We start from the raw sequence: 12,207 nt of genomic DNA, 5'->3' as shown, positions 1-12,207 counted from the left end.
CGTCCACAGCTCTTCCGGCGCCATCCGCTCGACAAGCGCAGCAGTCATCACCCCAGACTGCCGCAAGATCACGCCAACTGAAATGGCGTCTTAGAGGCGGCATAGCTGGGAAACCGCCAGGTCGAGCGCCACGACGCGACGGACAGCATGTTCACGAGCGCGCCGCCGCCGTTGGCCGCGAGCACCGGCGCGAAGGCCCGCGAGACGGCCCAGGTGCCCAGGTAGTTGACCTCCAGCTCCTGCCGTGCGCCGTCCAGGGGGCCCTCCAGCAGGCCCGGTCCGGCCTGGATGCCCGCGTTGTTGATCACGATGGTCGCGTCGGACGCCGTCCGGGCTGCGGCCTCGATCTGCCCGGGGTCGGTGACGTCGAGGGCGAGCGGCTCCAGCCCCGGCTCGGTGAAGTCCGCCGGCCGTCGTACGCCCGCGTACACCTTCGCGGCGCCCCGGGCGAGCAGGGCGCGGCAGAACGCCAGCCCGATCCCGCGGTTCGCTCCGGTCACCAGCGCGACCGATCCCTCGATCTTCATGGTCGGACACCTCGATCCACGGTTCACGGCCACCCGGAGGACGGCCCGGCCCCCCGCTTCATGCTGCGGCCTGCGCGGGCCGCTCACATCCGAAAACCCAACTGTCAGGAGAGTTTCTTCACAAGACTCGCTATCGTGGAGCCATGAAACGGACGTCGTTCGCCAAGTGGCCGTGCTCCATCGCGCGGACCGTCGATCTGCTGGGTGACCACTGGACTCCGCTGGTGGTGCGGGAGGCGTTCTACGGGATCCGCCGGTTCGACGAGTTCCAGCAGGAACTGGGCATCGCCCGCAACACGTTGACCGACCGGCTGCGCCTCCTGGTGGACGAGCGGATCCTGGAGAAGCGGCTGTACGAGGCCGAGCCGCCGCGCTACGACTACGTCCTCACGGAGAAGGGGCGGGACCTGTTCGCGGTGCTCGCGGCGATGTCCGCGTGGGGCGACCGGTGGCTCGCCGGGGAGCGGGGCGTGCCCGTGGTCTTCCACCACGAGGCCTGCGACCACGACACCACGCCCGAGGTCGTCTGCGCCCAGTGCCGGACGCCGCTCAGGTCCGAGGAGACGTCGATGCGGATGGGGCCCGGCTATCCCGAGCGGCTCCGGCAGCGGCCGGACATCCGCAGGCGGTTCGGCGCCGAATGAGCACGACACCCTCCTCCGCCCTCTTGACAGGCTAAGTCTTATCTAGCAACTCTGGAGGTCGGAAACCTGTACGGCGAGGAGGCCGACGGTCTTGGAGTGGACGGGCGCACGCTACGCGGACAAACCCACGGTCGAGGTGCGGACCTGGATCGACGCCCCACCGGCCACGGTGTGGGCTCTGGTCAGCGACATCGGGCTGATGCCGGACATGAGCGAGGAGCTCCGGTCGGTCGCCTGGCTGGACGGGGCCGCCGTTCCGGCGGTGGGTGCCAGGTTCGTCGGCCGCAGTGAACACGAGGCGTTCGGGAGGTGGGAGACCACCTCCGAGGTGATCGAGTGCGAGCCGGAGTCGGTGTTCGCGTGGGCGGTGCAGGACCCGTCCGAGCCCTCCGCGGTCTGGCGGTTCCGGCTCCGGCCGCAGGACGGCGGGACCGAGCTGTCGCAGTGGATGCAGCTGGGTCCGGGACGTTCCGGCCTTTCGGCCGCCATCGACCGGATGCCCGACAAGGAGCAGAAGATCGTGTTCGTACGGCTGCGGGAGTTCGAGCGCGGCATCACCGCCACCCTCGCGCAGATCAAGAAGCGGGCGGAGGCGTGATGCGGACGGCGACCACGATCGAGGCCTCGGGCGGCGAACACTGGTCCGGGACGGCCGACTTCGTCGTCGAGGCCGAGAAGCTGGGCCTGGACGTCTGCTGGGTCGCCGAGGCCTGGGGCTCCGACGCGCCCTCCGCGCTCGGCTACTACGCGGCGCTCACCGACCGGATGCTGCTCGGCTCCGGCATCATGCAGCTCGGCACCCGGACCCCGACGGCGGTGGCCCAGACGGCCGTCACCCTCTCCAACCTGTCCGGCGGGCGGTTCCTGCTCGGTCTCGGCGCCTCCGGCCCGCAGGTGATCGAGGGACTGCACGGCGTCCCCTTCGCCCGGCCGCTGCGCCGTATGCGGGAGACGGTGGAGATCGTACGGCGGGTGGTCGACGGCGGCCGGCTCTCCTACTCCGGCGCCGAGTTCACGCTGCCGCTGCCCGGCGGCGAGGCCGTCCCGATGCGGCTGTCGATGCGCGCCGAGCACGACATCCCCGTCTACCTCGCCGCCCTCTCCCCCGCCATGCTGCGGCTGACCGGGGAGGTCGCCGACGGCTGGCTGGGCACCAGCTTCGTGCCCGAGGGCGCCGCCGACGCCTACTTCGCCCACCTCGACGAGGGCCTGGCCCGCAGCGGTCGTACCCGTGCGGACCTGGACGTCTGCCAGGGCGCGGAGGTCGCCTTCGCCGCCGACGAGGAGGCGCTCGGCGCGATGGTCGCCGGACGCAGGAAGGAACTCGCCTTCAGCCTCGGCGGGATGGGGTCGGCGTCCACCAACTTCTACAACAGCGCCTACAGCCGCCAGGGCTGGGCCGAGGTCGCCGCCGAGGTGCGCGAGCGCTGGCAGGCCGGCGACCGGGACGGCGCGGCCGGTCTGGTGACCGACGAGATGGTGCTCGGTACGACGCTGATCGGCACGGAGGCCATGGTGCGCGAGCGCCTCGCGGTCTGGCGCGACGCCGGTGTCGACACCGTCCGCCTCTACCCGGCAGGCGAGACCCTGGAGGACCGGCTCACCACGCTGGGGCGGGCGATCGAACTGGTCCGCGAGGCAGGCGGGGGCGACTGATCCCGCCGGGTCAGTCCCGGACGCCGGTCCGGGCCGGCTCCTGCCGCTCCCGGTGCTGCTCGTTCCAGAGGTCGGCAAGCTCGCCGAGGGCGTTGCTGACGCGGCGAAGCTCCCAGAACAGATAGCCGCCGGCCACGGCGAACGGGATCCACTCGCCCCAGTGGAAGAGCAGCACCGGCATGAACAACAGGCCGACCAGGACGAGGAACTTCACCAGGACCTCGGCCGCGTAGGCCCTCTTGGGTGCGACGACGGCGTGCTCTCCGCGGCCGTGGGTCCACTGGAGGCGCGATCTCATGACTGCTCCCTCGGGTTCTGGGCGCACACGCTGCTCGAACAGGCCGCCCCCGACTGACAGTTGACAGTTTCCGGTGGTGGGCGGCCCGGAGCCGGGTCCGTCCGAGGCCTTCGGCATGTCTCCATGCGATCGTCGCGAACGGTGGCCGGCGTTCCGGACCACGCCGAGGCGGAGCCGTTGGCCGGGACCGGTACACGGGCGACGAGGCCGACGTGCTGCGCGACGAGGGCGAGGCCTGTGCGGCCCCTCCGCGCGAGGCCGACGCGGCGGGCACGCGGCTGCTCGCGGGGGTCACCGCTACGGCCGGGCCGGCCGCGCCGTCGTGTCCGCGCTCATGCCGTTCAGCAGCGCGCTCAGGATGCGTGTGAGCCGGGGCTCGACGTCGACGACGGCGTGCGCCAGCTCGGGGCGCGACTCGTAGAGTTCACGGAGCCGGGTGCCGGGTGCGGCCATCTGCCAGAGCGCCCCGGCCATGCCGGTGGCGGTGGCGACCACGTCCGTGGCAGCGGTCTCGGTGATCCCCAGGTGCTCGCACAACACGGCCGTCAGGGCGGCGACTTCGTCGAGGGCGACCGTCTTGAACGCGTACGCGGCCTCCAGCGACACGTTGCGTTCCAGGTTCAGCGGCGCCTGGGCGAGCAGGTCGCAGAAGAACGGGCGTGCCACGAGCGACCGCGCGACGGTGGCCGCGACCTCGTCGGGCCCGGCACCGGGCTGCTCGGCCAGCCGTGTGCGCAGCGTCGCCGACCAGTCCTGCCAGCCCTCGGCGGTGAGGTTCAGGAAGATCTGCTCGCGCGTCTCGAAGTACCGCAGCATCGCGGACTTGTGCATGCCGACCGCGGCGGCGATGTCCGTCAGCGTGACCTCCCGGACGCTGCGCTCGGCGGCGAGCGACCGGGCGGCGTCGAGGATCTCCCGCTCGCGCTGCTGCTTGGCCGCCGCACTGCGGGCGCGCTGGGGACGGGGCGAACTCACGACCGAGATGATAGCACAACACAGTTTCACTAACGCGGCCGGCCGGACGCCCCGACTCCGGACTCCCCCGCCCCCGGCTCCGGGCGCCCCGTTCCCCGCCCGTTCCGCGAGGACCGCCAACACCCATCGCCCCCCGCGCCGTTAAAGGTCTCGCAGAGAGCCTGTCGCAGAACTCACGCGGAATTGTCCGTGATCGGTAACGGAGGGATCCGGTGGCCGCCGCCTTCCGTCCTGATGGGTGCACGAGATCGACACAACGACCAGGATCGGGGCGGACATGGCGCGGCACGGCGGACGGGGATGGTACGGCCAGATGGCCGCGGCGGCGCTGGGGGTCACAGCCGTGACCGTGGCCGCCTCGCTCTGGACCGCGCAGGCCGGTCCCGTCAATTCTCCCGTGCAAGCCGGGACTTCGGTCCACCACCCCGCCCCGAAGGCGGCTCCCGCCGCGGTGTCGGTGGAGATCGCACACGCCTCGGACCGGGGCGCCCGGGGGGTGAACATCACCATCGACGACGGGCCGGACCCGGTCTGGACCCCCAAGGTGCTCCAGGTGCTCAAGGAGTACGGCGTGAAGGCCACGTTCTGCATGATCGGACCGCAGGCGCAGGCCCACCCCGACCTGGTCAGGGCAGTGGTGGCGGCCGGACACCGGCTCTGCGACCACACGGTCTCCCACGACACCACCATGGACACCAAGTCCGAGGCCTACCAGTCCCAGCAGATCCTCGACGCCGAGCGCATGATCACCGAGGCGTCCGGGGGTGTACGGCCGCTCTACTACCGCGCCCCGGGCGGCGCCTTCACCCCGTACAGCCGCAAGGTCGCCGCCGCCCACGGCATGCGTCCGCTGGGCTGGAACGTCGACTCGAAGGACTTCGAGCGACCCGGCACCGCCGCCATCGTCGCGACCGTGAAGGAGGAGCTGCCGAACGGGCCGACCATCCTCTTCCACGACGCCGGCGGGGACCGCTCCGAGACCGTCGCCGCCCTGCGTGAGGTGCTGCCGTGGCTGAAGGGACAGGGGTACTCGTTCGGCTTCCCGGTGCGCTGACCACGGCCCTGCCTCCACCGCGCCGGCAAATGTTGCGGGCGGCCCGGCGGTGACCGCATATGGGTGGTGTGGGCGGTGCGGCGTCGGAGCCGCCCGCCGCGGGGCCGGCGGGAGGTGGACATGTCGGGGCGGGCGCCACGGTGGCTGACGTGGTTGCGCGGCAAGGACCCGGATCTCGCGGCGACCCGGCGGGCCGGGCGTACGGCGCTGGTGATGCCCGCGCTGTTCGCCCTGTGCAGCGAGGTGCTGCACTCCCCGACGATGGCGAGCTACGCCGCGTTCGGCTCGTTCTCGATGCTGTTGCTGGTGGACTACTCCGGGCCGATGGTGGAGCGGCTGCGGGCGCAGGCGGCGCTCGCGGTGGCGTGGCTGGTGCTCATCTGCCTCGGCACGCTGGCCGCGCCCTGGCTCTGGCTCGCCGTGGCCGCCACCGTCGTGGTCGGGTTCGTGATCCTCTTCGCCGGGGTGGTCAGCTCGGTGCTGGCCGGCAGCTCGACGGCGCTGCTGCTGGCCTTCGTGCTGCCGGTCAGCGCCCCGGTGCCCCTGTCCCAGCTGCCCGAGCGGCTGGCCGGCGCGGGCCTGGCGGGGGCGGTGGCCCTGCCCGCAGTCGCCCTGCTGTGGCCGCGTCCCGTCGCCGACCTGCTCAGCGCCCCGGCGGCGGCCGTCTGCCGGGCCGCCGCCGGGTATCTGCGGATCCGTGCGGCCCTGCCCGGGCCGGACGGACCGGGGTCCGACGCCGAGCGGTGCCGGGCGGGGGCGGAGCACACCGCCCGGACCGGCGCCGAGCTGCGCGGCGTCTTCGACGCCACCGTCTGCCGCCCCACCGGCCTGTCCGCGACGTCGCGTGCCCTGGTCCGGCTGGTCGACCAGCTCACCTGGCTGTGCGCCATCCTCGTCGACCGGTCCGACTACACGGACGAACCCCCGGCCTGCGATCCGGCCGCGCACACCGTGCGCGGCGCCGCCGCCCACGTCCTGGAGGCGGCCTGCGATCTGCTGACGGACCTGACCGGGAACACCGGTCCGCTGCGGACCCGCGAGGACGACCTGCGGGCGGCCCTGGCCGGGATGGAGCACAGCTCCACCGTCCAGGTCCCCGCCGAGCACCCGGGCGGCACCAGTACGGCGGAGGTCTACGGGTTCATCGCCACGCTCGACGTGTCCTTCCGGGCCCAGGAACTCGGTTTCGCCGTGCTGCAGATCGCCGACAACGTCGACCTGGCGGCCACCGCCTGGCAGCGCAGCTGGCCCGAGCGGCTGCTCGGCCGGGAGCCGGGCGCGCTGACCGCACCCCTCGCGGCGGCGCGGGAACGCGCCGTCGCCCATCTGGCGCCCGACTCGGTGTGGCTGCACAACAGCCTGCGCGGCGCCGTCGGCCTCGGCATCGCCGTGTTCCTGGCCGGGGTGACCGGGGTGGGGCACTCCTTCTGGGTGCTGCTGGGCACCCTGTCCGTGCTGCGCTCCAACGCGCTCAGTACCGGGCAGAACGCGGTCCGCGCCGTCCTCGGCACGGTCGCCGGGTCCGTGGTCGGCGCCGTTCTGCTGCGTCTGATCGGCCACCACGGCACCGCGCTGTGGTTCGTGCTCCCCGTGGCCGTGCTGTGCGCCGGGATCGCGCCCGCCGCCATCTCCTTCGCCGCCGGGCAGGCCGCGTTCACCGTCACGCTGGTGGTGCTGTTCAACATCGGCCACGACCCGAACTGGCACATCGTCCTGCTGCGCGTCCAGGACATCGCGCTCGGCTGCCTGGTCAGCGTGGTGGTGGCGGTGTTCTTCTGGCCGCGCGGCGCCCGGGGCGCCGTCCACAAGGCACTCGCCGAGGCGTACGACGGCAGCGCCCGCTACCTCGCCGACGCCGTGGACTACGCCCTGGGCCACCGTGGCTCCGCCGACCCCGATCCGCAGGGCCGGGTGGCGGCAGCCGCCGCCCGCCGCCTCGACGACGCGTTCCGCAACTACCTCGCCGAACGCGGTGCCAAGCCTCTGTCGCTGTCCTGCGCGACCACCCTGGTCACCGGGGTCGTCGGGCTGCGGCTGGCCGCCGACGCCGTGGTCTCCCTGTGGCGGGGCGAGGACCTGGCGCGGGTCCAGGCCGTCCGGGCCGACGCGCACCGTGCCGTCCTCGGTTCGACGGCCCGGGTTACCGCCTGGTACCACGGCTTCGCCTCGAGCCTCGGGGGCCGTTCCGCCGTCCCGGACGCGGTCCCGCTCCAGCCCGAGGGAGCCGCGCGGCTCGTGGAGTCCGTCCGCACCGAACTCAGCGACGAGGAGGGCCGGGCCACCCCGGTCGCGGTCCGGATCATCTGGACCGACGACCACGTCGACGCGGCCCGCCGCCTCCAGCCCGCCCTGTCCGACGCCGCCAGGACCCAGGCGAGGATGCGGCACCGCCGGGTACACAAGGCAGCCGCCGGCCCGGCCACGGCAGCGGCCACCCCGCCGGCGCAGGACGACCCACGACGGTGATCCCGCCGCTCCGGCGCCGGGTTGCCCTCGACACCGCCGGGCACGTCGGCCGTGCCGCGGACCGGCGGGCCTCGATGCCGGGCCGGCGTGGCGTGGCCCCTGCGTCCGGGGCGCCCAGCTCTCCTGCCAACGGGCCGATGCCGCACCGGCGTTGACCGACCACGTCGCCGGACGGCACTCGGCGATGGCCCGGCGGTCGCACTGAGCCCACCCCCGACCTGCATGGATGAACCATCAGGACGCCAGGCGTTTGGTTGATCGAGCCACCTCCCGATGTCAGGATGGGGCTCCACCCGTACTCGTAGGAGCCCCATGCGTGTGACCTCTGTCGAGTCCACCGAGATCTTCACCGGCACCCCCGAGCAGCCGTTGCAGGTGGTCGTCGTCGAGGCCGAGCACATCCCGGGCCGGCCGGTACTGCTCGCGATCGAGGGGCCGGGCGTCCGCAGTGTCGGCGAGAACCGCGCCACCGCCGCCGAGGACGGCACCGTGCACGCGGAGGTCCCCGTCTCCGCCGAGTTGCTCGCACCGGGCGACCGCCGCCGGATCTCGGTGACCGTGGAGGACGCGGGAATGGGCCGACTCCTCATCCACTGCGCCGAGTTCGTGGCAGCCGACCCGCCCCGGCCGTGCCCGCGACCGGGCGTTTCCCCCGCGCTCCCGTCAACAGGCCTCGGAGTGCACCGAGTCCGGTGACGCGTGCGCTCCTGCCCCGCCCCGGCACGCATCCGGCTCCGGTTCCGGCCCCGGCTCCGGCGAAGATGTGAGGATGCGCACGCCTTCCGGCATTGCGCCGGGCGGTCCGGCACGCAAGAGTGTTCCAACCGGCGTACCCGTCAAGCGAAACGCTTCCGTCGACCGCCGCACACGGTGGCCCGGGCGAAGAGGAAGAGAAGCGCGTGAGCCGCATATCGGTCCGGGGGATCGCCGTGGCGTCGGCCACCGCGGTCACCGCTGTCGGAAGTGTCGTCGGTGTCGCCTCGGGCAGCAGCGCGCAGAACAACGACGGGGAGGCGACGGCGGCCGACGCCACCCTCCTCGCGGACCTGCCCACGGGGCAGCAGGCCCGGGTGCAGACCGCGTCGCTGACGGAGCAGGCCGACGCCATGGCGGTGCAGGCGGACGCGAGTGCCCGGAAGGACGCCGAGCAGTCCGCCCGGGCCGCGGCGGCCAAGGCGGCGCAGGCCAAGAAGGACGCGGCCGAGGAACGGGCGGCGGCCGGCGACCCCACCGCGAGTTTCCAGGTGCAGAGCTCCTACACCGTGGCGCAGCTCAAGGCGATGGCCGCGCAGATCGTGGGCAGCGGCCAGTTCCAGTGCTTCAGCAACATCGTGGACCACGAGTCCACCTGGAACTACCTCGCGGTCAACCCCTCCTCCGGCGCCTACGGCCTCGTCCAGGCCCTGCCCGGCTCCAAGATGGCCTCGGTCGCCGCCGACTGGCAGTCCAATCCGGCCACGCAGATCAAGTGGGGTCTCAACTACATGAACACCACCTACGGCAGCCCCTGCCAGGCCTGGGCGTTCTGGCAAGTCCACCACGCGTACTGAGCACGCGGTACCCACCACCGCGCTCCACGCCGTCGGAGCAGCGGGCGAACGCCGACGCGGTCCCGTGCGTCGAAGGTGTGGGCACGGAGACGCCGCGCCAGGAAACGGACTCCGGGGGACGGCAATGAACCTGCGAACGAAACACCGGGGCGGGCTGCTTGTCGCGCCCGCGTTGGCCGGCTGCCTCCTCGCCGGTTGCGACGACGGTTCACGAGCGGACGACGACGGGCAGGCCCGGTCGGCACAGGCGCAGGAGCAGCGGGCCCGGCAGGTGGCCGACGCCTGGCGGGGATCCGCGGCGGTCGCCGTGTGGCGCAGGGGGTACTTCCCGACGGCCGACGTGGTGCAGCCTCCGGCGTCGGGCTGGCACGGCCGGGCCGACCGGCAGGCCTACGAGACCGGGAACTTCGCGCTGCGGGGCGGCCTGCCCGCCGCCACCGCCGAGCGGGGGAAGGTCGAGTGGCGGGGCGGAGACACCCTCACCCGTCCGCTCTGGGGCGCGAAGAAGGCGTACGGGTCCTTCGCCCGCAACGACAGTGCGGGCCCCCGGCTGACCGTGACGGGAGCGCGGCTCGGCACGACGACCGTCGCCACGAGCCGCGGGCCGGCCACCGTCCCCGCCTGGCTGTTCACGCTCGACGGCTACGACGCTCCGCTCAAGCGCGTCGCGGTCACCGCGTCGAGGCTTCCCGAGTCGCCCGTCGCTCCGGTCCGGGAAGGTGCCGTGGACGGCCTCAGGGCTCTCCCCGGGCTTGCCGGGACGGCGGCGGACGGCCGGTCCGTCACGGTCCGGGCCGCGCACGGCGCCTGCGACGACGGGCCCGTCGTCGAGGCGCTGGAGACGGACGAGAGCGTCGTGCTCCACGCGTCCGTCAAGGGAGCGCGGGACGGCGCCTGCACCGCCGATCTGATCGAGCAGGACGTCCGGGTCGGACTGCGCAGGCCGCTAGGGTCCCGCATCCTCCTCGACGCGTTCACCGGCCGCCCCGTACCGTCCACGGCCCGCTGAGGCCGCCTACGGCTGCGGCTCGGCGGACCTGCCCGCGCGGCGGGTGAAGCGGCGGAGGCCCCGGCGGGTGGGGCTGAGGGGGGTGTCCTCGGGGGCGATCGGTCCCTGGCCCGCCGTCACGGCAGGTGGGGAGGCCGGGGTCGGGGCCGGCAGGGAGTGGCTGCCCCGTTCGAGCCGGCTGCGGACGGCCCGGGCCATGGCCTGTTGGGCCGGTTCCAGCGGGACGCCCTCCGCGGTCAGGTGTTCCCACATGTGCAGCAGTTCCTGGCCGCGGGTGGCCACCTGGCCGTCGTCCGTCAACCGCTGCCACGCCGCGGTGGCGCGGGCCACCTCGGGTGCCGCCCGGTTCAGGTCGGTGCGGCAGCGGATGCGGGCGACGGTCAGCGCGAGGACCGTGGAGAGCATGTAGTCGCCGCGCTGGTACGCGAGGTACGCCTCGATCGCCCGTGCCTCCAGCGAGAGTTCGTCCTCGGCGCCCCGGCGCAGCGTCAGGTGCTCGCGCAGGGCGCTGGCGAGGACGGACGCCGCGTGCAGTTCCCCACGCTGGGCGTGCTGGATGATGCGCTCGACGCGGGCGAGCGGAGGGAACGCCTCCTCCTCCGCGGCGGTCCGCTCGCGCCCGGGCGGCAGGTCCTCCTCGTCGGCGATGGTCCGGCTGGAGCCGTCGGGGTGGACCCGCAGCCGCGCCACCTGGAGCACGCTGCGGTCGATGACGGTGGCCGCCACCGGGGCGCCCAGGGTGCGGGCGAACATGGCGATCGCGTCGAGGATCGCCTCGTTGGGGGGCCGCGTGCCGCCCATCTCCAGCAGATGGCCGTTGACCACCGTCGACCCGTCCTCCGCCACGTAGGCGTCGAGCCGGATCAGCGGGGGTGCGCTGAGCGCGGGGAGGTTTCCCTCGTTGCGGGGGGTGAGTGAGTAGGTCATCCGCTCAGACTCCGGGTCGGACGACGCCGAGGATCGGCATGGAGGCGGCCGGTGCGGTCGTGACCGTGCGTCCGGGCCGCGGGGCGTGCACGATCTGTCCGTCGCCTATGTACATGCCCACATGGGTCGCATCGTAGTAGATGATCAGGTCCCCGGGCTGCACGGAGGACAGGCTGACCCGGGTCAGCCCCTGCCACTGCGCCTGCGAGGTACGGGGTATGGGGTGCCCGGCCGCCGCCCACGCGGTGGAGGTCAGCCCGGAGCAGTCGTACGACGAGGGACCGACCGCGCCCCACACGTACGGCTTGCCGATCTGCGCCAGCGCGAAGTCGACGGCCCTCCCCGCCGCTCCGCTCACCTTCGTCCGGCCGCCGCCCGAGCCGGTACCGGTCGAGGTGCCGCCGCCGGAACCGGGTCCCGTCCACTTGGCCTCGGCCTCCTTCGCCTCTTCCTTCTCCAACTGGGCCAGCTTGCGGGTTTGTTCCCTCTTGAGTCCCGCCTCGATCTGCTCGGCCTCGGCGATCTTCTTCTCGATCTTCTGTTTCGCGTCGGCCTTGTCGGCGCGGGTGTCCTTCAGTTCGCGCAGTTTCTCGGCGGCGGCGTCCGTCTGCCGGCTCAGCTCGGCGCGGGCGTTCGCCTGGCTCTCGGACACGGTGACCACGTCGCGCAGGGCCTGGCGGGCCTGGGCCGCGTCGTCCAGGGCGTGCTCGGGGTGGTCGCCGAGCAGCAGTTGGAGGCCCGTGGAGTCGAGATTGCCCCCGCGGTACTGCGTGCGGGCGGCAGCTCCCGCGAGGTCGTGCAGGCTGGCCAGTCTGTCCTCGGTGCGGGCCAGGTCCCGGTGGAGCGACGCCAGCCGCTTCTCCTGCTCGGCCGCCTTGACGTCGGCGGTGTCGTACGCCTCGGTCGCCACCTCCGCCTGGCGGTAGAGGCCGTTCAGCTCGTCGTGGATGTCCTCGATCGACTTCTCGTTGCGCGGATCGGGTTCGCCCGGGGTTGCGTAACTCGGGCCCGGTAACAGGGTGATCGCGCAGAAGAAGGCTGCTGTGGCGGCTCGGCTCCGCAGCCGTCCGGCACGAGTCGACACGTTCATCGGCTCCATCT

13 protein-coding genes are annotated in these 12,207 nt (G+C 73.1%); 8 read left to right on the top strand and 5 right to left on the bottom strand.

The genetic code is table 11. The features are described 5' to 3' along the window. Window positions 1-68 precede the first annotated feature (68 nt). Complete coding sequence (locus AB0D74_RS42780) at window positions 69-527, bottom strand: SDR family NAD(P)-dependent oxidoreductase (RefSeq protein ID WP_362599537.1); 459 nt, start codon at window positions 525-527, stop codon at window positions 69-71. Window positions 528-670: 143 nt separating this feature from the next. On the opposite strand from AB0D74_RS42780, the gene AB0D74_RS42775 reads away from it, so the two are divergent. The 3 genes from AB0D74_RS42775 to AB0D74_RS42765 all read left to right on the top strand — a co-directional run bounded on the left by AB0D74_RS42775 (window position 671) and on the right by AB0D74_RS42765 (window position 2,827). Beyond that, entirely contained in the window at window positions 671-1,171 is a 501-nt protein-coding gene (locus AB0D74_RS42775) for a helix-turn-helix domain-containing protein (RefSeq protein ID WP_362599535.1), read from the top strand. Between the two features lie 91 nt (window positions 1,172-1,262). After that, entirely contained in the window at window positions 1,263-1,769 is a 507-nt protein-coding gene (locus tag AB0D74_RS42770) for an SRPBCC family protein (protein WP_362599533.1), read from the top strand. Then, window positions 1,769-2,827 (top strand): LLM class flavin-dependent oxidoreductase, encoded by a 1,059-nt coding sequence (locus AB0D74_RS42765; RefSeq protein ID WP_362599531.1) that lies wholly within the window; start codon window positions 1,769-1,771, stop codon window positions 2,825-2,827. Before AB0D74_RS42770 ends, AB0D74_RS42765 begins: the two co-directional genes overlap by 1 nt. 10 nt (window positions 2,828-2,837) lie before the next feature. Here the strand turns inward: AB0D74_RS42765 and AB0D74_RS42760 are convergent, their stop codons facing one another. Both AB0D74_RS42760 and AB0D74_RS42755 read right to left on the bottom strand, forming a co-directional pair. Next, window positions 2,838-3,125, bottom strand: a complete 288-nt coding sequence (locus AB0D74_RS42760; RefSeq protein ID WP_362599529.1) for a hypothetical protein — start codon at window positions 3,123-3,125, stop codon at window positions 2,838-2,840. Window positions 3,126-3,422: 297 nt separating this feature from the next. Further along, entirely contained in the window at window positions 3,423-4,100 is a 678-nt protein-coding gene (locus AB0D74_RS42755) for a TetR family transcriptional regulator (protein WP_362599527.1), read from the bottom strand. 277 nt (window positions 4,101-4,377) lie between these two features. Here AB0D74_RS42755 and AB0D74_RS42750 point away from each other — a divergent pair, with 277 nt between their 5' ends. From AB0D74_RS42750 to AB0D74_RS42730, 5 genes are all read left to right on the top strand, one after another. Continuing rightward, window positions 4,378-5,154 carry a polysaccharide deacetylase family protein gene (locus tag AB0D74_RS42750; RefSeq protein WP_362599541.1) on the top strand — a complete coding sequence of 259 codons (777 nt, stop codon included), beginning with the start codon at window positions 4,378-4,380 and terminating at the stop codon, window positions 5,152-5,154. Window positions 5,155-5,274: 120 nt separating this feature from the next. Continuing rightward, the gene (locus AB0D74_RS42745; protein WP_362599525.1) at window positions 5,275-7,620 is read left to right on the top strand and encodes an FUSC family protein; all 2,346 of its coding nucleotides are present in this window, start codon (window positions 5,275-5,277) and stop codon (window positions 7,618-7,620) included. A 312-nt stretch (window positions 7,621-7,932) separates the two neighbouring features. Next, on the top strand, window positions 7,933-8,316 hold the full coding sequence (locus AB0D74_RS42740; protein WP_362599523.1) for a hypothetical protein: 384 nt from the start codon (window positions 7,933-7,935) through the stop codon (window positions 8,314-8,316). A gap of 203 nt (window positions 8,317-8,519) precedes the next feature. Then, the gene (locus AB0D74_RS42735) at window positions 8,520-9,170 is read left to right on the top strand and encodes a transglycosylase SLT domain-containing protein (RefSeq protein WP_362599521.1); all 651 of its coding nucleotides are present in this window, start codon (window positions 8,520-8,522) and stop codon (window positions 9,168-9,170) included. 124 nt (window positions 9,171-9,294) lie between these two features. Continuing rightward, window positions 9,295-10,179, top strand: a complete 885-nt coding sequence (locus tag AB0D74_RS42730; RefSeq protein WP_362599519.1) for a hypothetical protein — start codon at window positions 9,295-9,297, stop codon at window positions 10,177-10,179. Between the two features lie 6 nt (window positions 10,180-10,185). On the opposite strand, the gene AB0D74_RS42725 is transcribed toward AB0D74_RS42730, so the two are convergent. After that, the gene (locus AB0D74_RS42725; RefSeq protein ID WP_362599517.1) at window positions 10,186-11,106 is read right to left on the bottom strand and encodes a hypothetical protein; all 921 of its coding nucleotides are present in this window, start codon (window positions 11,104-11,106) and stop codon (window positions 10,186-10,188) included. Between the two features lie 4 nt (window positions 11,107-11,110). Then, window positions 11,111-12,196, bottom strand: coding sequence for an NlpC/P60 family protein (locus AB0D74_RS42720; RefSeq protein ID WP_362599515.1), 1,086 nt, complete (start codon window positions 12,194-12,196; stop codon window positions 11,111-11,113). Window positions 12,197-12,207 lie beyond the last annotated feature (11 nt).

The organism is Streptomyces sp. NPDC048278, assembly GCF_040652195.1.
GTDB lineage: Bacteria > Actinomycetota > Actinomycetes > Streptomycetales > Streptomycetaceae > Streptomyces.
Note: the sequence above shows the minus strand (reverse complement) of the source record. Positions and strands in the feature narration are given on the sequence as shown.

Excerpts from the sequence above, each read along its gene's own strand:
- AB0D74_RS42780 (WP_362599537.1), bottom strand. The coding sequence starts at position 527 with ATGAAGATCGAGGGATCGGTCGCGCTGGTGACCGGAGCGAACCGCGGG.
- AB0D74_RS42775 (WP_362599535.1), top strand. The coding sequence starts at position 671 with ATGAAACGGACGTCGTTCGCCAAGTGGCCGTGCTCCATCGCGCGGACC.
- AB0D74_RS42765 (WP_362599531.1), top strand. The coding sequence starts at position 1,769 with ATGCGGACGGCGACCACGATCGAGGCCTCGGGCGGCGAACACTGGTCC.
- AB0D74_RS42760 (WP_362599529.1), bottom strand. The coding sequence starts at position 3,125 with ATGAGATCGCGCCTCCAGTGGACCCACGGCCGCGGAGAGCACGCCGTC.
- AB0D74_RS42750 (WP_362599541.1), top strand. The coding sequence starts at position 4,378 with ATGGCGCGGCACGGCGGACGGGGATGGTACGGCCAGATGGCCGCGGCG.
- AB0D74_RS42745 (WP_362599525.1), top strand. The coding sequence starts at position 5,275 with ATGTCGGGGCGGGCGCCACGGTGGCTGACGTGGTTGCGCGGCAAGGAC.
- AB0D74_RS42740 (WP_362599523.1), top strand. The coding sequence starts at position 7,933 with ATGCGTGTGACCTCTGTCGAGTCCACCGAGATCTTCACCGGCACCCCC.
- AB0D74_RS42730 (WP_362599519.1), top strand. The coding sequence starts at position 9,295 with ATGAACCTGCGAACGAAACACCGGGGCGGGCTGCTTGTCGCGCCCGCG.
- AB0D74_RS42725 (WP_362599517.1), bottom strand. The coding sequence starts at position 11,106 with ATGACCTACTCACTCACCCCCCGCAACGAGGGAAACCTCCCCGCGCTC.
- AB0D74_RS42720 (WP_362599515.1), bottom strand. The coding sequence starts at position 12,196 with ATGAACGTGTCGACTCGTGCCGGACGGCTGCGGAGCCGAGCCGCCACA.